Annotated in this window: 16 protein-coding genes; 12 read left to right on the top strand and 4 right to left on the bottom strand. The window is 67.5% G+C overall.

Translation table 11 applies throughout. The features are described 5' to 3' along the window. Positions 1 to 27: 27 nt before the first annotated feature. The 4 genes from ACWV8V_RS06445 to ACWV8V_RS06430 form a co-directional block, all read right to left on the bottom strand. Positions 28 to 351: a thioredoxin family protein gene (locus ACWV8V_RS06445; RefSeq protein ID WP_259259921.1), complete on the bottom strand. Its 324-nt coding sequence runs from the start codon at positions 349 to 351 to the stop codon at positions 28 to 30. Then, entirely contained in the window at positions 345 to 809 is a 465-nt protein-coding gene (locus ACWV8V_RS06440) for a flavodoxin (RefSeq protein ID WP_455899262.1), read from the bottom strand. The genes ACWV8V_RS06445 and ACWV8V_RS06440 overlap by 7 nt, the downstream gene beginning before the upstream one ends. A gap of 12 nt (positions 810 to 821) precedes the next feature. Beyond that, positions 822 to 1862 (bottom strand): ribonucleotide-diphosphate reductase subunit beta, encoded by a 1041-nt coding sequence (locus ACWV8V_RS06435; RefSeq protein ID WP_088434232.1) that lies wholly within the window; start codon positions 1860 to 1862, stop codon positions 822 to 824. 121 nt (positions 1863 to 1983) lie between these two features. Beyond that, the gene (locus ACWV8V_RS06430) at positions 1984 to 4365 is read right to left on the bottom strand and encodes a ribonucleoside-diphosphate reductase subunit alpha (RefSeq protein ID WP_121036936.1); all 2382 of its coding nucleotides are present in this window, start codon (positions 4363 to 4365) and stop codon (positions 1984 to 1986) included. Between the two features lie 471 nt (positions 4366 to 4836). On the opposite strand from ACWV8V_RS06430, the gene ACWV8V_RS06425 reads away from it, so the two are divergent. The 12 genes from ACWV8V_RS06425 (at position 4837) to ACWV8V_RS06370 (ending at position 20703) form a co-directional block, all read left to right on the top strand. Next, a complete protein-coding gene (locus tag ACWV8V_RS06425) occupies positions 4837 to 6036 on the top strand; it encodes an MFS transporter (RefSeq protein ID WP_455899261.1) in 1200 nt (399 codons plus the stop codon). After that, positions 6033 to 7211: an isochorismate synthase gene (locus ACWV8V_RS06420; protein ID WP_455899260.1), complete on the top strand. Its 1179-nt coding sequence runs from the start codon at positions 6033 to 6035 to the stop codon at positions 7209 to 7211. The genes ACWV8V_RS06425 and ACWV8V_RS06420 overlap by 4 nt, the downstream gene beginning before the upstream one ends. Before the next feature lie 16 nt (positions 7212 to 7227). Continuing rightward, positions 7228 to 8880 carry a (2,3-dihydroxybenzoyl)adenylate synthase gene (locus ACWV8V_RS06415; protein ID WP_455899259.1) on the top strand — a complete coding sequence of 551 codons (1653 nt, stop codon included), beginning with the start codon at positions 7228 to 7230 and terminating at the stop codon, positions 8878 to 8880. Continuing rightward, positions 8880 to 9515, top strand: a complete 636-nt coding sequence (locus tag ACWV8V_RS06410; protein ID WP_455899258.1) for an isochorismatase family protein — start codon at positions 8880 to 8882, stop codon at positions 9513 to 9515. Before ACWV8V_RS06415 ends, ACWV8V_RS06410 begins: the two co-directional genes overlap by 1 nt. Continuing rightward, positions 9512 to 9763 (top strand): phosphopantetheine-binding protein, encoded by a 252-nt coding sequence (locus ACWV8V_RS06405; protein WP_455899257.1) that lies wholly within the window; start codon positions 9512 to 9514, stop codon positions 9761 to 9763. The genes ACWV8V_RS06410 and ACWV8V_RS06405 overlap by 4 nt, the downstream gene beginning before the upstream one ends. Then, complete coding sequence (locus ACWV8V_RS06400) at positions 9760 to 13671, top strand: amino acid adenylation domain-containing protein (RefSeq protein WP_455899256.1); 3912 nt, start codon at positions 9760 to 9762, stop codon at positions 13669 to 13671. Before ACWV8V_RS06405 ends, ACWV8V_RS06400 begins: the two co-directional genes overlap by 4 nt. After that, positions 13668 to 14438 carry a 2,3-dihydro-2,3-dihydroxybenzoate dehydrogenase gene (locus ACWV8V_RS06395; RefSeq protein WP_455899255.1) on the top strand — a complete coding sequence of 257 codons (771 nt, stop codon included), beginning with the start codon at positions 13668 to 13670 and terminating at the stop codon, positions 14436 to 14438. The genes ACWV8V_RS06400 and ACWV8V_RS06395 overlap by 4 nt, the downstream gene beginning before the upstream one ends. Before the next feature lie 217 nt (positions 14439 to 14655). Next, a complete protein-coding gene (locus ACWV8V_RS06390) occupies positions 14656 to 15372 on the top strand; it encodes a response regulator transcription factor (protein ID WP_147433832.1) in 717 nt (238 codons plus the stop codon). Between the two features lie 176 nt (positions 15373 to 15548). Continuing rightward, the gene (locus tag ACWV8V_RS06385) at positions 15549 to 16064 is read left to right on the top strand and encodes a CS1 type fimbrial major subunit (RefSeq protein WP_455899254.1); all 516 of its coding nucleotides are present in this window, start codon (positions 15549 to 15551) and stop codon (positions 16062 to 16064) included. 102 nt (positions 16065 to 16166) lie between these two features. Beyond that, positions 16167 to 18833, top strand: a complete 2667-nt coding sequence (locus ACWV8V_RS06380; RefSeq protein WP_455899253.1) for a TcfC E-set like domain-containing protein — start codon at positions 16167 to 16169, stop codon at positions 18831 to 18833. Between the two features lie 17 nt (positions 18834 to 18850). Continuing rightward, positions 18851 to 19963: a CfaE/CblD family pilus tip adhesin gene (locus tag ACWV8V_RS06375; protein WP_455899252.1), complete on the top strand. Its 1113-nt coding sequence runs from the start codon at positions 18851 to 18853 to the stop codon at positions 19961 to 19963. 23 nt (positions 19964 to 19986) lie between these two features. After that, the gene (locus tag ACWV8V_RS06370) at positions 19987 to 20703 is read left to right on the top strand and encodes a pilus assembly protein (protein WP_259259935.1); all 717 of its coding nucleotides are present in this window, start codon (positions 19987 to 19989) and stop codon (positions 20701 to 20703) included. Positions 20704 to 20766: the final 63 nt, after the last annotated feature.

The raw sequence follows: 20766 nt of genomic DNA, 5'->3' as shown, positions 1-20766 counted from the left end.
ACTGCAGGGGCCTGCCTGGCTCAGGCGTCACCCAGCGCCCAACACCGCCAGAATCTGCTTCGGCGACTGGAACCCCGCCAGCCGCGCCGTTTCGTGACCGTCGCGCACCACCAGCAGCGTCGGCGTCTGCCGCAGCCCCAGTTCGCGGAACAATCCCTCACCGACCGTTTCCAGCTTGACCTTCAACAGCGTCATCCCCGCCTCCGCGATGGCGCCAGCGACACTGGCCAACGACATCTCCAGCATCCGGCACCCCGGGCAGTCGTCCTTGTGGAAATCCACCAGCAGCGCCGGGTGCTCGCGCAGGGCGGCGTGGTAATCCTCAGCGGTCTGGGCGTGCAGGGTCAGCATGTCGTAGGGCTCTGGGTATGGGCCAACACGGTGTCGGTCCAGTGGTGGATGGTGTGGGTGTCTTCGGCGCCGTGCGGCATCTGCTCGATCTCCAGCACCGGGTACGGGGCGCCGAAGAACCGCGCCAGCCGGTGGGCGGCGCCGCAGTAGTACTCCTCGCCCCATTGGGTCTCGCCGGTACCGAATACCGCCACCGGGAACGGCAGTGGCAGCCCGAAGCGATCACGCAGCGCGGCCACGCAGTCCTTCATCTCCGCCGGGGTACGCCCGGCGTTGTCCGTCCAGGAACCGACCAGACACAGGGCAGGCGGCTCTCCCGCCAGCGCCACGGCCACGTCAACGGCATCCACGTCGATCCAGTCCACGCGGTGTCCCAGCGCGTCGCAGCGCGCCCGGATCAACGCCGCCACCTCGCGGGTGTTGCCGCTCAGCGAGGCAAAGGCCAGCAGGATGTGCATCGCCATGCCTCCTTACAGATCATCGAATCCATTGTCCGCATTGGTCTTCTTGTAACTGGCGTTGCGCATTTCGAAGAAGTCGGTCTTGGTCTCGGTGAAGTTGTCGGCGTAGGCCTTGATCCACGGCATCACGTTGACATTGGTCTCGCTGTACAGCTTCTCGATGCCGAGCATGCCGGCCATCTTGTTGGCGCGGTACTTCACGTAGCGGATCATCTCGTCCACGTCGATGCCGTCGATGCCGTCCAGCACCTCGCCGGTCCAGCGCGTTTCCAGCTGGATGGCGTGCTCGAAGGCCTCATGCACGTAGGCGGTCAGCTGCTCGCCCTGCAGCGCCGGATTCTCGCCGATGATGGCGCGGATCAGTTCGCTGATGAACTTGGTGTGGGCCAGCTCGTCGCGGTTGATGAAGCTGATGATCTTGCCGGTACCGGTCATGCGGTTCTGGCGGACCAGGTTGTAGAAGAACGCGAAGCCGGAGTAGAAGTTGATGCCTTCCAGGATCGAGGACTGGATCAGTGCGCGGATCAGCGTCTCGGCGGTCTTCTCGCGCATGAAGTCATCATAGGACTGCATGATCGGCGCGTTGCGGGCCAGGATGGTCGGGTGGGTACGGGCGATCTCGAACACGCGGTTCTGGTCGGCCAGCCCGGCGATCGAAGCGAGCACGTAGCTGTAGCTTTCGTTGTGGATCACTTCCTGCTGGCCGATGATCGCCGCATTGGCATGCGCGGCGGGATCGGTGATGTACTCGGCGACGTTGTAGATGAAGCGCGTCTGCGGCGAGTCCAACGTGGCGAGCAGGCCGATGATCGAGTCGTAGGCGTTCTTCTCGCGCGCATTGAGCTCGCCGTACTGGCGCGCGTCGCCCTTCATGTCGACTTCGTCGGGAATCCAGAAGTTGGTCGAAAGCTCCTTGTACGCGCGGTAGAAGGACGGGTAGGGAATGTCGTTCCAGTTGAGGATGCCGCTGGTGCGCCCGTTGATGATGCCGGTGGAGCGGTTGGGGTGGCGCGGTTCGAGGATCTTGATGCGTTCGAGGGGGATGGCCATGGGGGTGCGTCCTAGTTTCTCTGCGGGCAATACGAGTTGCCGGCCAGCGGCCGGCATTACCGGGGCATGTGTGGGGTTGCCGGCCAGCGGCCGGCACTACCGGTCAGTGGGCTGACGTACGTCAGCTGCTGCACCATTCGCACTCAGAAATGTCTATGTCGTTGGAGCGCACGTAGTAGGTCGTCTTCAGCCCTTCGCGCCAGGCACTCATGTGCAGCGCGAGCAGGGTGCTGGCGCGGATGGTGCTCGGCACGTACAGGTTGAAGCTGATCGACTGGTCCACGTGGCGCTGGCGGCGGGCGTTCTGGCGGATGCTGGCGAACTGGTCCACCCGGTAGGCGCCTTTCTCGTAGTACGGGTAGGTCTCCAGCGACAGGCCCGGCGCGGCGACCGGGCGGCGGAAATCCTTCTTTTCTTCGTAGTAGAACGCGCCGTACACCGGATCGATCGAGGCCGTGGAGCCGGCGATCTGGGCGGTGCTCATGTTCGGTGCCACCGCCATCAGCCAGCCGTTGCGCAGCCCGTTGACGCCCACCTGCGCCGCCAGTTCCCGCCAGGCCGGGCTGTCATAACCACGGGCGCGGAAGTACTCGCCGTTCTGCCAGTCGCTGCCGACGAACGCGCTGTAGCGCCCCTTTTCCTTGGCCAGGGTCATGCTGGCCTGGATGGTCAGGTAGTTGATGCGCTCGTACAGGCTGTCGGCGTAGTCCTCGGCCTGGGCGGAGTTCCATTCGATCTGCTGCAGGGCCAGCAGGTGATGCCAGCCGAAGGTGCCCAGCCCGATCGCGCGGTACTTGCGGTTGGTGATGGTGGCCTGCGGCACGGGCAGCTGATTGAGGTCGATCACGTTGTCCAGCATCCGCACCTGGATTGGCACCAGCCGCTCAAGTACATCGCTGCTCAGCAGGTCCGGGGCGGCCGTCACCGCGCGGCCCAGGTTGATCGAAGACAGGTTGCACACCACGAAGTCGCCGGCCTGTTTGGTCGTCACGATCTGGTCGCCGCTGATCATCTCCTGGATCATGCGGGTGGGGCTCATGTTCTGCAGGATCTCCGTGCACAGGTTGCTGGAGTAGATGCTGCCGGCATGCTTGTTCGGGTTCATCCGGTTCACTTCGTCCCGGTAGAACATGAACGGATTGCCGGTCTCCAGCTGGCTGACCATGATCCGCTTGAACAGCTCGATGGCCTTGAGGGTGCGCCGGCTGATGCGCTCGTCGGCGACGACCTCCTCGTACTTCGCGCGGAAGCTGCCCTGGCCGCGCTGCTCATCGTGGAAGTCCTGCAGGTACCAGCCCTTGATCCGCTTCACCTCATACGGGTCGAACAGGTACCAGTCGCCGCGCCGCTCCACCGCTTCCATGAACAGGTCCGGCAGGCACACCGAGGTGAACACATCGTGCGCGCGCAGGCGCTGGTCGCCGTTGTTCAGGCGCAGATCGAGAAACGCCTCGATGTCGCGGTGCCAGACATCCAGATACACCGCGATCGCGCCTTTGCGCTGGCCGAGTTGATCTACGCTCACCGCGGTGTTGTTGAGCTGCTTGATCCACGGCACCACACCGCCGGAGGAATTGGCCACGCCGCGGATCGAGGAGCCCGCAGAGCGTACATAGCCCAGATAGGCGCCCACGCCGCCGCCGTGCTTGGAGACCCGCGCCACGTCGGTGTTGGAGTCGTAGATGCCCTGCAGGCTGTCGTCCACCGTGTCGATGAAGCATGACGACAGCTGGCCGCCCACTTTGCCGGCATTGGCAAGCGTCGGCGTCGCCACGGTCATGTACAGGTTCGACAGCGCCCAGTAGGCCTCACGCACCAGCAGCATGCGCCGCCGCCGTGAGCGCTCGCCGTGCTCGTGTTCGTGCTGCATCAGGTACAGCGCGATGGTCAGCCAGCGCTCCTGCGGCAGCTCGTAGACGGCGCGCGAGTGATCGGTGGCGAGGTAGCGGGTGGCCAGCAGGTACAGGCCGTTGTAGGCGAACAAGGTGTCGCGCTCGGGCTCGATCATCTGCCCGGCTTCCTCCAGTTCGTCCTTGGAATAGGCCTTGAGGATGTCGATCGAATACACGTTGCGGTCCGCCAGGCTTTCCTGCAGACCCACATACGAGCCGTACTTCAGCGTGGCATCGTAGAAACGGTTCTTGCTGGCGCGCTTGTACAGGCGGCGTAGATAGAGGCGGGCGGCGAAGTGCTCCCAGTCCGGCGCGGTCAGGTCGATGCGCGATTCCGCCTCGCGGATCAGCAGGTCCACCATTTCATCGGCGCTGAGCTGCTGTCGGCGTGCGATCTGCCCCAGCACGCTGCGCAGGTAATCGGCCACGTCCAGCTGCGGGAACTCGCCATGCACGCTGTGCACGGTGCGCTCCAGCCGCGCCTGGTCGAACGGCATGCGTCGGTTGCCGCCCTCCTTGGTGATCCACAGCGTCTCACTGCAGGTGGCCGCATCAACGGGGGTGTCCGTGGGCGGGGTGAGGGTCGAAGCGACGGTGTCGTCGGTGTTCATGCGTTCTCCATGCATGGCGCAGAGCCCAGCAGGCGGCGCGGCAGAGCCGTGCGGCAGCCGGACAGAGGGCGTGATTGGTGGGCAGGCCCTGCGTGTGCAGGAATACGTCGCCGCAGGCTCACATCGGTGGCGACGGGCCATGCTTCCAGGCGCCGGTCAGGTGGGCGCAACGGGGCGTTCAACAGCAACGCGGCGTTGCAACGGTTCACCGGGCCTGGCGGAAGCGGGGAGCCGATGGACACAACATAGTGGGGTAGTTGGAGCTCGTCAACCGTATATGTAGTGTCTTTTTGTCGCAGGGGGTGTCGCCTGCGCACCTGAACATGCGATACAGATTGCACTATCAAACGCAAATGCGAGCCGTTATCATTTGATGGATCACAGGGCGGTGATGCGTTCGCAACCGGATGGCAGAACCGCGCGCGCGTCGGCGCACCGCGTGGTTCAACTTCTTATTGGCTGTGGTGTTCAATGTCTTCACGTCCTGTCGTTTCCGGTTTGCCCGCCCTCGTTTCCGCCGCGTTGCTCGGCACCATGGCGATGATGGCGTTCGTATCGGTGATCGGCCCGGTGGTGCGGGTGTTGGGCCTGGCCGAGTGGCATGCCGGCCTGTCGGTGACCGCGGCCGGTGTGTTGTGGATGCTGTCGGCGCGCCGCTGGGGCGCACTCAGCGATCGCATCGGGCGCAAGCGCGTGCTGCTGATCGCACTGGCGGCCTACGCGGCGATCTACGTGGCGCTGGCGGTGTTCGTGGATGTGGCGCTGACCTCGCCGCCAGCGATCTGGCTCTCGGTGCTGGTCCTGGTCGGCACGCGTGCCCTGGTGGGGCTGTTCTACGCCGCCGTGCCGCCGACCGCTGCGGCCATCATCGCCGACCAGGCCGCCCCGGGGCAGCGCGGCAGCGTGATGGCCAAGCTTGGCACCGCCAATGCGCTGGGCATGGTGCTCGGCCCGGCCGCCGCCGGTTGGATCGCCTACCAGAATCTCTCGCTCACACTGTATGTGGCCGCGTTGTTGCCGCTGTTGTCGCTGCTGATGATCTGGTGGCGGCTGCCGGACACGCCGCCCGTCGCGCCGACGCACACCGGCCCCAAACCGACACTGGGCCTGGGCGATGCGCGCCTGCGCCTGCCGTTGCTGGCGGTGTTCGCCGCAATGATCTCGGTGACCATCGCGCAGGTGACGGTCGGCTTCTTCGCGATTGATCGGCTGCAGCTCTCACCGGCAGACGGCGCACGCATGGCCGGGCTGGCCCTGACCGCCGTCGGTGTCGGCCTGATCTTCGCCCAGGGTCTGGTGATGAAGCTCAAGGACATCCGCCCGACGCGCTGGATCCTGGTCGGGGCGCTGATCTCCGGACTGGGCTTTGCGTCGGTCGCGCTGGTCAGTGTGCCGTGGCAGTTGCTGACCAGTTATGCGATCGCCGCGTTCGGCATGGGGTTCGTGTTCCCCAATTTCCAGGCGCTGGCGGCCGATTCGGTGGAAGCGCATGAGCAGGGCGCTGCGGCAGGTACGGTAGCGTCGGTGCAGGGCATGGGCATGGTGGTCGGGCCGATGATCGGCACACTGTTGTATCGGTGGTCGCCGAGCGCGCCGTACCTGCTGGTGGGCGTGGTGCTGCTGATCCTGGCGGGCTCTGCCGCCCTGCATCGTGCGCGGGGTGCGGCATGAACGAGATGCTCGCCAGCGGCATGGCCGATGAGATGACCGACGCCGCCACCGCTGATGCGGCCGACGCCCCGTACTTCCTGCTGCGCAGCCCGCAGCAGGCGATGGAAGCGCACGGTGTGCGTGCGCGGCTGCCGTCCGGTGCCACCGCCACCTTGGCCGAGCGCGTCGCTGCGTTCTTCGCCGCGCCGCGCTCCGGCCCGCGCCTGCTGGTGGGGGCGGTACCGTTTGATCCCGAGCAGGGCGATGCGCTGTATCAGCCGGATCAGGTGTCTGGCCAGCCGACGGTGGTCCGCGTGGAAACGCCGACCCTCGTTGGCGATGTGCTCGCCGAACCGTCTGCCGATGCGTATGCGCAGGCGGTGGCGGCTGCAGTCACGGAACTGCAGCGCACCGACTGCCCATTGGAAAAAGTCGTGCTCGCGCGCAGCCTGCGGGTCACCACCGCGCAGCCGCTGCATCCGCGCGTGCTGGCCGCACGCCTGGGCAAAGACCCCAGCGTGGCGACCTACGTGGTCCCGGTACCCGCAGCAAGTGCGGGCGACGCGGCCTGGCTGGTCGGCGCCACCCCGGAGCTGCTGGTCTCCCGACGCGGTGACCGTGTGCTCTCGCATCCGCTGGCCGGCTCGGCCCGTCGTTCGGCCGATCCGGCCGAGGATGCACGCGCCGCGGAGACGCTGCTGGCCTCGGCCAAGGATCACGACGAGCATCGCCACGTGGTCGAGGCCATCGTGGCCGCGTTGGCACCGCTGTGCCATCACGTCGAGGCACAGCCGCGGCCGACACTGCACGCCACCGCCACCATGTGGCATCTCGGTACCCGCATCCACGGCACGCTGAAGGATCCTTCGGTGTCCTCGGCCGCGTTGGTCGCACTGCTGCATCCCACCCCGGCGGTCTGCGGCACGCCGCGCCAGCCGGCACTTGAACTGATCCGTCAGGCTGAACCGGTCGCACGGGGCTTCTATGCCGGCGCCGTCGGCTGGACCGATGCGCAGGGCGATGGCGATTGGTATGTGGCGATCCGCTGCGCACGCGTGCAGGGCACCGAAGTGCGCCTGTATGCCGGGGCCGGCATCGTCGCCGAGTCCCAACCCGATCTCGAGGTGGCCGAAACGGCTGCCAAGTTCATGGCCCTGCTGACCGCGCTCGGCGTCCATGACGTTCGTCCTTTCTGATGTGCGGGAGCTGTCCATGAACGCATCCTTCTCTTCCTCCCGGGTGCCGCTGCGCCAGGTCTGGCCGCCGGCCCTGGTCGCGCGCTATCGCGCGGCCGGCCATTGGCGCGGCGAGACCTTTCCGGGCTTCCTGCGCGAACGCGCCGAGCGCTTCGCCGGTGATATCGCAGTGGTCGGCGGCGATACGCGCCTCACCTATGCCCAGCTGTGGCAGGAGGCCGGCCGCATCGGCGCCGGCCTGCTCGCGCAGGGCTTGATCCCGGGTGACCGGGTGGTGGTGCAGCTTGGCAACGTGCCGGAATTTGTGACCGTGGTCTGCGGGTTGTTCCGCGCTGGTTTGATTCCCGTGTATGCATTGCCCGCGCACCGCATCACCGAGGTCGTGCATTTCGCCCGCAAGGCCGAGGCCAATGCCTATATCGCTGCCTCCAGCTACGAGGGGTTCGATTACCGCACCCTTGCGCGCGAACTGCAGGCGCAGGTACCCGACGTGCAGCACGTCATCATCGCCGGTGACGCGGCCGGGTTCACCGCGCTGGCATCGCTGGCAGGCGATCTTGATCAGCTGCCGCCCGATCACGATCCGCAAGCGGTTGCGTTCCTGCAGATCTCCGGGGGCAGCACTGGCCTGTCCAAGCTGATCCCGCGCACGCACGACGACTACCTGTATTCCTTCCGCGCCAGCAACCAGATCTGTGGCATCACGCAGGACAGCGTCTATCTCGTGGCGCTGCCGGCTGCGCACAACTTCCCGATGAGCTCGCCGGGGTTCTTCGGCACGCTGTACGCCGGTGGCCGTGTGGTGCTGAGCCCGGGCGCGGGCCCGGAGACCGCGTTCGGCCTGATCGCGCGCGAGCGGGTCACCTGTGTCGGCCTGGTGCCGCCGCTGGCGCTGCTGTGGGCGCAGGCGGCCGCAACGACCACGCACGATCTCTCCAGCCTGCAGGTGGTGCAGGTCGGCGGCGCCAAGCTGGTGCCGGAGGCCGCGCGCCGGGTGATCGCCGGACTGGGCTGCACCCTGCAGCAGGTGTTCGGCATGGCCGAGGGCCTGGTCAACTACACCCGCCTGCACGACAGCGAGGAGATCATCGTTTCCACCCAGGGCCGCCCGATCAGCGAAGACGACGAGGTGCTGGTGGTCGACGACCACGGCAACCCGGTTGCCGACGGTGAGACCGGCCATCTGCTTACCCGCGGCCCGTACACCATCCGCAGCTATCACAACGATCCCGCCGCCAACGCACGCGCCTTCACCGAGGACGGCTTCTACCGCACCGGCGACAGGGTGCAGCGCCTGCCCGGCGGCTATCTGGTGGTGCAGGGCAGGGCCACCGACCACATCAACCGTGCCGGCGAGAAGATCTCCGCCGAAGAGATCGAAGACCATCTGCTGGCGCACCCGAGCGTGTTCGATGCGGCGGTGGTCTCCATTCCCGATGCCTACCTTGGTGAACGCAGCTGCGCCTTCATCATTGCCCAGGGCGAGCCGACCAAGGCCGCCAGCCTCAAGGCGTGGGTGCGCGGCCGTGGCCTGGCGGCGTTCAAAGTGCCGGACCAGATCGTGTTCGTCGATGCCTTCGGCACCACCGCGGTCGGCAAGATCAGCCGCCGCGAGCTGCGTGCCCAGCTGCGCGAACGTTTCATGCAACAGACAGGAGAAACGCGCTGATGGCGCTGCCCAAGATCCAACCGTACCCCCTGCCGACCCAGGCCGAACTGCCCACCCCGCGCGGTGCGTGGCAGCCGCAGACCGAGCGCGTGGCGCTGCTGGTGCATGACATGCAGCGTTATTTCCTGGCCGCGTTCGCGCCGGATGCGGCGCCGCTGGCACCGGCCGTGGCCAACATCGCCCGCCTGCTCGCGCATTGCCGCGCCCGTGACATCCCGGTGTTCTACACCGCCCAGCGGGGCAACCAGGATCGCCGCGACCGGGGCCTGCAGGCCGACCTGTGGGGCCCGGGCATGTCCGCGACCGAAGAACACGAAACCATCGTCGAGGCCGTGGCCCCGGCGCCGGGCGACCATGTGCTGGTCAAGCACCGCTACAGCGCGTTCCAGCGCAGCAACCTGGAGACAATGATGCGCGCCCGTGGCCGCGACCAGCTGCTGGTCACCGGCGTGTACGCGCACATCGGCTGCACCGCCACCGTCGCCGAGGGCTTCCAGCGCGACATCGAGAGCTTCATCGCCGCCGATGCGGTCGCCGATTTCTCGCGCGCCGATCATGACTTCGCCCTGCACTGGATCGCCCGTACCTGTGGCGTGCCGATGACCACCGATCACCTGCTGGAGACCCTCGCATGACCGCACTCACCCTGGCGCGCATGCGCGCCGATGTCGCCGAGATGCTCGGCGAAACGCCCGAGGACATCAGCACCGAGGAGAACCTGATGGACCTCGGCCTGGATTCGATGCGGGTGCTTGGCCTGGTGCTGGCCTGGGGCAACACCGGCATCGCGCTGGAGTTCAGCCACCTGGCCGAGCACGCCACGCTCGGCGGCTGGTGGACGGTGGTGCAGCGCCTGCAGGCACAGGCGTCGGCCAGCGCATGAAGGGCCGTGCGGTGCCGGGTGCGGCAGAGCCCATCGTTCGCGGGTTGAGCGAGGCGCAGGCTGGCCTGTGGTACGCGCAGCGTCTGGCGCCGGACAACCCGGCCTTCAACACCGCCCATGCGGTATGGATCGAAGGTGCGCTGGACGTTGCGGCCTTCGTGCGCGCTGCCGACCAGGCCGCACACGAATCCGACGCGCTGGCGTTGCGCATCGCCGAAGACGCGCAGGGCCTTCCCGAACAGTGGGTGGACCCGCAGCACACGCCCACGCTGCAGGTGGTGGATTTCTCCGGCGATCCGGACCCGGCAGCCGCTGCCTGTGAGGCCATGGAGCGCGACCGCCTCAATCCAGTCGATCCGGCCCGCGACCGGCTCAGCCAGCAGCGCCTGTTCCTGCTGGGCCCGGCACGCAGCGTCTGGTATCTGCGCGTGCACCACCTCGCCACCGATGGCTATGGCATGGGCCTGCTCACCGAGCGGGTCTGCGCGCTGTATGCGGGCAACGCATCACACGCCGCATTGGCGCCACTGGCCCCCGCGTTGGAGGAAGACACCGCGTACCGTGCCAGCGAGCGCCGCACGCGCGATGCCACTTACTGGCGCGAGCTCATGGCCGGTGCGCCGGCCGCCACCGGTCTGCAGGCCGGGCTTGCTGCCGCCGCACCGGATGCACTGCGTCACGTACAGCCGATGGCGCCGGCCCTGCGCGAGCGCCTGCACCGTGCCGCCGCCGCGATCGGCCAGCCCTGGCCGGACCTGTTGACCGCGCTCGGCGCCGAATACTGCCGCCGGATCAGCGGCGAAGCGGAGGCCATCATCGGCGTGCCGTTCATGGGCCGGCTCGGCAGCGTCTCCGCCCGTGTGCCGGCGATGGTGATGAACGTATTGCCGCTGCGGGTCACGGCCGGCGAGGGCAGCGTGGATGCCTTCGTGCGTGAGGTCGCCCTGCGCCTGATGCGCGGCCGCCGCCACGGGCGTTACCGCGGCGAGCAGCTGCGGCGTGACCTGGGCTTGATTGGTGGCCAGCGCCGCCTGCATGGCCCGCTGGTCAACGTGCAGCCGTTCTATCGGCCGCTGCAGCTGGCCGGCGTCCATGCCACGCTGGAGGTGCTCTCCACTGGTCCTGTCGATGATGTGACGCTTGGCTTCCGTGGCGACGGCAGCGCCGTGCTCGATCTGGAGATCGAGGCCAATCCCACGCTGTACACCCTTGCACAGGTGCAAGGGCACGCCATACGGCTGCTGCATTTTGTGTCGGCCGCGCTGGAGGCGCAGGCCGCTGGCGGCGACATTGCAGCGGTGCCGTTGTGCACGCCAGAAGAAACGCGGCGCTATCTATATGACATCAACGCGACCGCCCATCCTGTGCCCGAGGTCAGCCTCGCCGCGCTGATCACCGGATGCATGCAGCGTACGCCCGAGGCCGTCGCCGTGGTCTTCGGCACGCAGCAGCTCACCTACGCTGCGCTGGAGCAGCGCAGCCGTGCCTTGGCGCTGCAGTTGCAGGCGCAAGGCGTCGGCCGCGAGGCGAGGGTGGTGGTCGCGCTGCCGCGCTCGCTGGAGCTGATCATCGCCCTGGTCGCGGTGCTGCGGGCCGGGGGTGCTTACCTCCCGGTGGATCTGGCCCACCCGGACGAGCGCCTCGCTCGGATCCTGCGCTCGGCCGAACCGGCGTGCGTCCTGGCCCTGGAGCAGGACCGCGTCCGCTTCCCGGGCACCGCCGTGCTCCCCCCCTCGCAATGGCAGCGCGCCAGCGACGCGGCACTCGGCACCGCACCGGCGCCGGCAGACGCGGCCTACGTCATCTATACCTCCGGCTCCACCGGCGAGCCCAAGGGCGTGTTGATCGAGCACCGCGCCATCGTCAACCGCCTGGAGTGGATGCGCGAGCACTATGCCTTCCAACCGGACGACCGCATCCTGCAGAAGACCCCGGCCACCTTCGATGTCTCGGTCTGGGAGTTCTTCCTGCCGCTGATCAGCGGGGCGACGCTGGTGGTGGCACCGCCCGAGGCGCATCGCGATCCCCTGGCGCTGGCCGCATTGATTCGCGAGCACGCCATCACCACCCTGCATTTCGTGCCGGCCATGCTGGCCGCGTTCCTGGCGGCCCCGGCCGCACGTGGGCTGCAACTGCGACGCGTGTTCACCAGTGGCGAAGCACTCGATGCCGCACTGCGTGACCGCTTCCATGCCACCGTCCACGCCGAACTGCACAATCTCTATGGCCCGACCGAGGCGGCCGTGGATGTCAGCTTCTGGCCGGCCAGCCGCGACGACACCTCCGCGCCTGTGCCGATCGGCCATCCGGTCTGGAATACCCGCCTGTATGTGCTCGATGCCCGGATGCAGCCGCTGCCGCCCGGCGTGGCCGGTGATCTGTATCTCGGCGGCGTGCAGCTGGCACGTGGCTATCTGGGCCGCGACGATCTCACCGCCGAGCGCTTCCTGGCCGATCCATTCGTGCCCGGGGGCCGCCTGTACCGCACGGGTGATGTGGCGCGCTGGCGCGAGGATGGGGCCGTGGAGTACCTCGGCCGCAATGACTACCAGATCAAGCTGCGCGGCCTGCGTATCGAACTCGGCGAGATCGATGCGGCACTGCGCTCTGCACCCGGCATCACCCGTGCCGAGGTGCTGCTGCGCGAGGACCGGCCGGGCGAACCGCGGCTGGTGGCCTACCTCAACACGGGTGGCCCGGAGCAGGAGTCGCTGCGTACCCATCTGAGCGCGCGCCTGCCGGACTACATGGTGCCCAGCGCCTTCGTGGCAGTGGAACACTGGCCGGTCACCGCCAACGGCAAGCTGGATCGCGCCGCGTTGCCGGCGCCCACCCAGGCGGTCTCCACGGGCGTGGCGCCGGTGACCACCACCGAGCAGGCGCTGGCCGCGCTGTTCGCGCAGACGCTCTCACTCAGTGCACCGGTCAGCGCCGACGCCGATTTCTTCGCATTGGGCGGTGACTCGCTCAGTGCCGTGCACCTGTTGCTGGCCATCCAGCAGCAGTGGCGCTGCGACCTCGGCCTGGGCGCGGTGTTCGCCGCCCCGACCGTGGCCGGGCTCGCGGCACGGATCGATGCGCCGCCGGCCGCTGCCGATCATGGCCTCGCGCCGATGATCCGGCTGGCCAGGAGCGATGCCGCACTTGCGCCGCTGTATGTCATCCATCCCGCAGGCGGCATCGCCTGGAACTATCGTGACCTGGCCCGGGCGCTGTCTCCCACGCGCGAGGTGCAGGGCCTGCAGTCGCCCGTGCTCGATCCCGACCCGCCGCTGCCCACCAGCATCGAGGCCCTGGCCGCGGACTATGCAGCGCGCATTCTCGCGTTGGGTCGGCCCGGCCCGGTCCATCTGCTGGGCTGGTCGGTCGGCGGCATCCTCGCCCAGGCGATGGCGGTGCACCTGCGCGGCCTCGGCCATGAGGTGGGCGTGCTGGCGCTGCTCGATGCGTACCCCAGCGAGTGCTGGCGGGCCGAGCCCGAGCCGGACCCGATCGCCGCACTGCGCGCCTTGCTCGCCATTGCCGGCCACGATCCGGATGCACACCCCGAGCTGGACACCCGCGCGCGCATCCTGGCCTTCCTGCGCCGCGGCGACAGCGCGCTGGGCAACCTGCCGGATATCGTTCTCGATGGCGTGGTCCGGGCCGTCACCGGCACCAACCGCCTGATCCGCGCCCATCACCACACGCACTACGAGGGTCCGCTGCTGCACGTCCGGGCCGGCCGCGACCACCTCAACCGCCCGCAGTTGCAGTCGGCCTTGTGGCAGGCCCACGCAGCGCACGTGGAGGCGATCGAACTCCCTTATCTGCACGCCGAACTCACCGGGCGCGATGCCGTGGCGCAGATCGCGCCGTGGCTCGATGCGCACCTTCAGCGGTACGACGCACTCAGGACATCGGCATGAAACTCACCGGATTCGACGGCACCATCGCCCTGGTCACCGGCGCCAGCGGCGGCATCGGCGCGGCCCTGGTCACCTTGTTGCGTGACAGCGGCAGCATCGTGGTCGCCACCGATATCACCGCGCCCGTGCTCGAGCAGCGGACAGGGCAGCCGCCCCTCCACGCCCGCGCACTGGATGTCACCGATTCCAGTGCGGTCGAGGCGCTGGTCGAGTGGATCGAACGCGAGATCGGCCCGATCGGTTTCGGCGTCAACGTGGCCGGCATACTGCAGGTCGGCACCGTCACCGGCATCGATGACGCGCAGTGGCGGCAGGTCTTCGCGGTCAACACCGATGGCGTCTTCCACGTCTGCCGGGCACTGGCCCGGGTAATGAGCCCACGCCGCGGCGGTGCCATCGTCACCGTCAGCTCCAACGCCGCGGGCGTCCCGCGCCACGGCATGGCCGCCTACGCCGCCTCCAAGGCCGCCGCCACGATGTTCACCCGCTGCCTGGGGCTGGAACTGGCACCGCTGGGCATCCGCTGCAACATCGTCGCCCCGGGTTCCACGCTCACCCCCATGCAGACCGGCATGTGGGCCGACGACCACGGCGCGGAGCGGGTCATCGCCGGCTCGCTGGAGACTTACAAGGCCGGCATTCCACTGCGCAAGCTGGCCACCCCGGACGACATTGCCCAATCGGTGATGTTCCTGCTCTCCGACCAGGCCGGGCATATCGCCATGAGCGATCTCTACGTGGACGGCGGCGCGACGCTGCGCGGGTGACCGGCAGCCGCCGTCCTCCTTCCCGAGGCAGGGCGTTCAGGCGCAGACCGTAGCGCTGATCGTGGCTGGCAATAGTGATAGCCACTGCAGAACGCGAATTATGCAACTCGAGTCATAGAGGCCGGGCAGCGACTTCTCCTATCCTCAAGGTGTCCCCGGTCCTCGGGGAACGCGCTGCCTGCTGCGTCGTTGAGCGCCCCGCGACAAGGTCGCCCGCTTGACCCACACCGCAGTTGCCGCCGCAGGACGCGGCGTGAGCAATCAATGCGCGCGCACCGATTCCAACGACGAGGTCTTTGCCATGAAACGCATCCTGCTGGCGGACGACCATCCCGTCGTCCGCACCGGTCTCCGCTCGGTTCTTGCTCACGTACCGGAGTGGGCGATCGTCGGTGAGGCGGCCGACGCCGCGCAGCTGGAGGATCTCCTGCTCCTGCACCGCTGCGAACTGGTCATCACCGATCTCTCCATGCCCTTCGGGCAACGGCCGGACGGCATTCGGATGCTGGCCGATATCCGCCGCAATCATCCACGGGTGCGCCTGCTCGTGGTGACCTCCTTCAGCAATCTTGTCGTGCTGCGCGCGGTGGCGCGGCTGGGGGTTGAAGGCATCCTTGAGAAAACCTGCGCATTGGCGGTACTCACCGAGGCCGTCAGCACGGTCCTGGCGGGCGGCCGCTTCTACTCCGGCGATCTGGCCCAGCGGCTCAAGGCGTCCGCCACCGGCACGCGTGCGCTGAGCGCCAAGGAAAGCGAGGTGGTGCGGCTGATGGCACACGGCCTGAGCATCAAGCAGATCGCCGACATCCATCGGCGGACGGTCAGCACCATCAGCCGGCAGAAAGGCGCGGCGATGAAGCGGCTCAATCTGAAATCCGACTACGAGCTCATGCTCTATGCCAAGTCCATCGGCCTGTCGCCCAGCGGAAGTTGAGCCGCGCAGAGTGCGAACAGGTTCGCCCTTCTCGAAAGTAACGGAATTTTATCAAGTTGTTGCATGGTGCCGCGCAACGCGGCTGCCTAGTGTGAGGTGCTGGTCGGGAAGGGCGCGCAGCGCTCCCCACGTTTCCCGGCCAGCCTCCCCAACTACAACACCAAGGAAAGAACCCGATGAACCTGATCACCAAGCTGTTCGCTGCCGCTGCCCTGGCAACCGCGTCGATGTCCGCCCATGCGGTACAGGCCGACATCACCGTCTGGGCCGATATCGACCCGACGCTTGCGCTGCTCAAGGCCGATGGTACCCCGCTGAGCGATGTGGTCGAGCTGGGTTACCGTGCGGGTAGCGGCACCACTGCCGGCCTGGTGCCGTGGACCGACCAGGTGCGCGTGTTCTCCAACGACATCACCAAGGACATCACCGTGCGCCTCGGTTCGGCACCCAGCCTCATCCCGACGATGGCAGGCCCGACCGCAACGGCCGTGCCGCTGTCGGTCCATCTGAACTCGGTCGCGGTGACCGTCGGCGGCGTGGATTTCACTGCAGCCTCGCTGTTCCCGGGTTCCAACTACCCGGGCGCCTCGATCGTGCTGCCGCTGACGATCTCGCAGACCACCGCAGGCCCGATCGCCGTTGCCGGTCGCTATGAAGGCATCGTCAGCCTCGTCATGGTGCAGAAGCCGTAACAAACGCCTGTGCGGTGCAGCCGCCGCCTGACCGGGCGGCTGCGCTGTGGGCTACCTGCCATGCACACTCCTTACCTATCCTGTTCCCGCCTCACCATGGCCATGGCTGCCGTGCTCGCCTGCGCCGCTGCGGGCGCGCGCCCGGTGCCCGCCGGATTCGAGGACCTTGTGGCCGGCCAGACCGAACAGCTCGACGTCCGTTTGATGGGGCGCTCGGCAGGCGTCTGGCCGGTGTTCGTCACGCCCGACGGCGTGCGCCTGCTGGATCCGGAGCCGGTGCTGACCGCGCTGGAGCTCAGTGAGGAGGCCAAGGCCGCACTCGTGCCGGCACTGTCGGCCACGCTGCCGCGCAATGGTCACCTCGCCTGCGACAACGTGGCGCCGGACAGTGGCTGCGGCTACCTGGCGCCCACCGATGACCCGACCAGCATCGGGGTGATCCACGATGAAAACGAAGGCGTACTGAATCTCTTCCCGGCACGCCAGTGGCTGCCGTCGGCAAGCCCGGTGCGTGACCGCTACCACCGCCCCAACGAGGCCGCGCAGAACGCCCTGCTGCACCAGCAGATGTTCAACATCAGTGGTGGCAGCGGCTACATGAGCCTCTCGGCGATGGGCACCGGCATGCTGGGGGTGTTCCGCGACGGACACATCGGCGTGGACTGGAGCTACAACCGGCAGCAGCAGCGCGGCCGTGGCAGCCGCGATACGTTGTCCTTCAACGACCTGTACCTGCGCAATGATCTGGCGCGCAAGCACTATGTGCAGGTGGGCCGCATGGACCGCCGCAACCTCTCCAGCGCCGAGGGCGGCAATTTCGCTTTCAGCATGCTGCCGCTGGACCGCTTCGAGGGGGTCCGCTTCGGCACCACCCAAGCCTATCTGGACCGGGCGGTGATCGGGCAGGGCAGCCCGCTGACCGTGCTGCTCAGCCGCAACGCACGCGTGGATGCCTACGATGGGCAGCGCCTGCTGCAGAGCTTCTACCTGGACAGCGGCATCAATGATCTGGACACCACGCGGTTTCCGACCGGCAGCTATCTGGTCAACCTGCGCATCTTTGAAGATGGCGTACTGGTGCGCACCGAAGACGCGCCGTTCAGTAAATCCGGTGCCACCTGGGATGAGGACAGCCGGCAATGGTTCGTGCAGGGCGGGCGGCTGATCACGCACGATGAGCGCGATCACCGCGGCGCGCTGCAGGCCGGCCTGCGCCTGCCGCTGCACCCCAACCTGGCCATGACCGTGGGCTCGGCCATCGTTGACAACATCGCCTACGGCGAGCTCCGCCTGGAGGGCCGCAAGGCGTTGGGCACCCATGAATTCACCGGCAGCAGTGCGATGCTGCGCGGCGATGACGGCAGCCGCGGCCTGCAGCAGCAGGCAACGTACCGCCATCGTGTGTCGGGCACGGTCTATCACCAGCGCATGCGCGGTGGGGCCTGCCGTGGCAACTACATCAACCCCGAATCGCTGGGCTGCAGCGATGCGCTCAGTGCCTCGCTGTCCACCCCGTTGGCGGGCGGCAACCTCTATTTCGGCTATACCCGCCGTACCACCTACACGCTGGGCCGCGAGCAGAACCTGCTGCCGTGGTTCGACGACGGCCTGCCGCCCGGCGCGCCGTGGCGCCCGGGAGACCGCGAAGGCCAGCTCACCCGCACGTTGCAGGCCAACTACAGCCGCAGCTTCCAGTGGCGCGGCATGAGCCTGGCCACGCGCACGGGCGCATTCACCCAGCACACCGGCGCCAGCCAGGGCCCCCGCCGCGACAACGGGGTGTACGTCAACCTGGCCGTATCCCGCGTGGTCCGCACACCGATGACCACCCGCCAGGACCGCGTTGGGCTGGACCTGCAGCATGGCCGCGAGGAGCAACCGCGCGCCGGCTATCGCATCGGCCGTACCCGCCGCTGGGAGTGGGGCACCGGTTACCGCGAGCTGGGCGGCGAGTTCAATGGCCGCAGCAACGGGCAGAACAGTGCCAGCGCCAGCGTGCGCCAGCAGGATGATTACGGCGCCACCGCCGCCACCGCCTCGCACTACCGCAGCCGCGACCAGGGGGAAACGAGCTATACGGCCACGCATACCTCCTCCTTCGCAGTGGGCCGGGGCGGGCTGTTCTGGGGCAGTGAGTACGGCAGCGGGGCGGGTGTCGCCGTGCAGGTGGACACCCCCGAAGACATCGAACTCAACGGCCACGCGGCCGAGGTACGCGTGGCCGGTGCACGCCGCCAGACGCTGCGCTTCGGCCAGCGCCGCCTGCTGCCGCTGAGCAGCTACACCCTCACCCGTGCCGAAGTGCAGGACGTCAGCGCGCACGACGTTGCCGCCGCCGTGCGCGTGGAGGGGCAGGGCAGTGGCCAGTCCCTGTTCCTGCCACCTGGAAAACTCTGGATGATGCCCATCGAACTTGACCTGACCTACACCTTCATCGGCAGCGCCCACGACGACGAGGGCGTCGCCCTCCACGGCGCACGCATCCTCAACGCGCCGCTGCCTTCGCTGGGAAATGACGGCGGCTTCATCGCCGATTTCCCGCAGCGCGAAAAAACCCTGTATCTGCTGCAGGAAAACCGCCTGATGGAGTGCCCCCTGCAGGTGCGTGAGCGCCGCAGCGTGGTGTTCATGGTGGGTGCGGTGCGCTGCCAGCCATTGGCCGTTGACCGGTTGCCCTCGAAGATCCAGCAGCAGGCGCGGGTGCAGCGGTTGCTGCGCGAGCAGGCGCTGGGCGAGCAGCTGCCTTCGGTGGCGGGGGCGCAGCCATGAGGGCGCTGGATTGGATCATGGCGCTGAGCATTCTGGTTGGCACAGCACTGCCGGCAAAAGCGCAGCGCCCGCCGGAAGTCAGCCCATCGGACAAGCATGAGCGCATCGCACTCACTTACGACCGGAGCGTGATGCCAGGGGATCAGATTCTCTTTCCGGCCCGAACGATCCTTGCGCACAGCTATGCGGAAGGCGATGGGTACGGCGGCGTGTACATGGTCTGTAGATCCAATTCTGACCCAAGTCACGGCCGATGCCCCACGGCGGACACGGGCGAGCCGGTGGGAAGTGGCAGTGAGATTCCGCTCCGCTTCCGGGAGCGTCGGAGTGGTTTGACCGTTGAGCTTTCGGTACGTGGCCATTTGTCTCGCATCGAACGCACACAAAACTGCTTTCGCGACTGGTGGCAACCGGCACGCTACCCCTTGTCCTCGTCAACGTCGGCGGTGTGCGTCGTCGATAAGCCAGTTGGAACAGGCGCAGAAATCACGCTTCCTTCGAGCGAGTTAGCCAAGCTTGTAGCGGGCCGGTGGGACGCCACGCTTGAGCTCACGCTGCAGAGAGAGGGCGGGCGCTTGGCAAGCTATACCTTCACCTTCGATCTCACCATCACCGACCACGACCGCGTCAGCATCTACTTCCCCCAGTACGACCAGGCCACCCCGCATGTCGGGCTCAACGTGAAGTACAACCCCGTCAGCACGCCCTCGTTGTCCGGTCGGCGCGATCTGGATATGTGCCTTTACGACGGCCTCGGCTCACAAAGCCCGTACCTGGAAATAAGCGTCACCGATACGGGCCGGCCCGCGCCCGGGCGCCCGCCCGAACGGTTCTCGGTCTGGAATGCGGCGGCCATCGGCAGCGACGAACGCGACCGGCTGGATTACACCGTCACCCTGCGCCATGCCGGCGTGCCGATCCAGATGCAGAACGGACGGCTGGAGCCCTTGAATGGCATCGATAGTGCGGAGCTGCGCCTGGTAGTGCTGCCGGGCATGTCGCTGCCGGTGTACTGCGTGCCCACGCCGCTGACCCTGGAGGTGCCGCGCGTGGATGCCTCGTCCAAAACCGAAGGCTACTACCAAGGCAATTTGACCATCGTCCTGAACGTTCCCACGGGCACGCCCTGATGGCCCCCCAACGAGACACCGTAATGAACAGCCCCATCGCTCGCCTGCAGGCCCTCCTTTTCCTGGCGGCGGCCGCATTGGCCGCGCCCGCAAATGCCAACCTGAGCGTGCACCCCATGCGCCTGCCGGTGCACGATGGCCATACCGGGCAGATCCGGGCGCATTCGCAGACCAGCCGCACCCAGTACGTGCAGACCCGGGTGCTGCGCCTCGAGCATCCGGGCACCGAAGAAGAAACCGAGGTCGAACTTGCACCCGGCCACCGCGATGGCGTGGCGGTCACCCCCGGCAAGTTCGTGCTCGCCGGGGGCGGCAACCGGCTGGTCCGGGTCATTCCGTTGGCATCGGTCCAGCAGGAAACGCCGTACCGGGTGTATTTCGAGGGTGTCCCGCCGCCGCGCGAAGAGAGTGCCGAGCAAGAGCCGGACAACCCGGTCGCCAACGTCGGCGTCAGCCTGGTCTGGGGCGCACTGGTCCACGTCATCCCGGCCCAGCCCGTACCGGATATGCGTATTGATGGGGGCGAACTGCACAACGTCGGCAACGTCCGCCTGGGCGTGACCAGCATCCGGGCGTGTACGGCCGCGACGCAATGCACCGAGCACGCCGTGGAACGCAGCGTGTATCCGGGTGCGCGCATGGCGCTGCCGTTCGATCCCGCTGGCACCTCGCAGATCACCGTGTCCTATCGCCTGAGCTACCAGGGGTATCGGGACCACCACCAGGTGCTCACGCCCTAAGACGGCCGCGCTGTATTCCGATCGCCGCCGCAAACGGCGCGGCCGGGTATCTGCTCGCTTCCC

The sequence above is a fragment of the Stenotrophomonas sp. Ker107b genome, from assembly GCF_053847245.1.
This window is presented reverse-complemented; position numbering and strand designations above follow the sequence as displayed.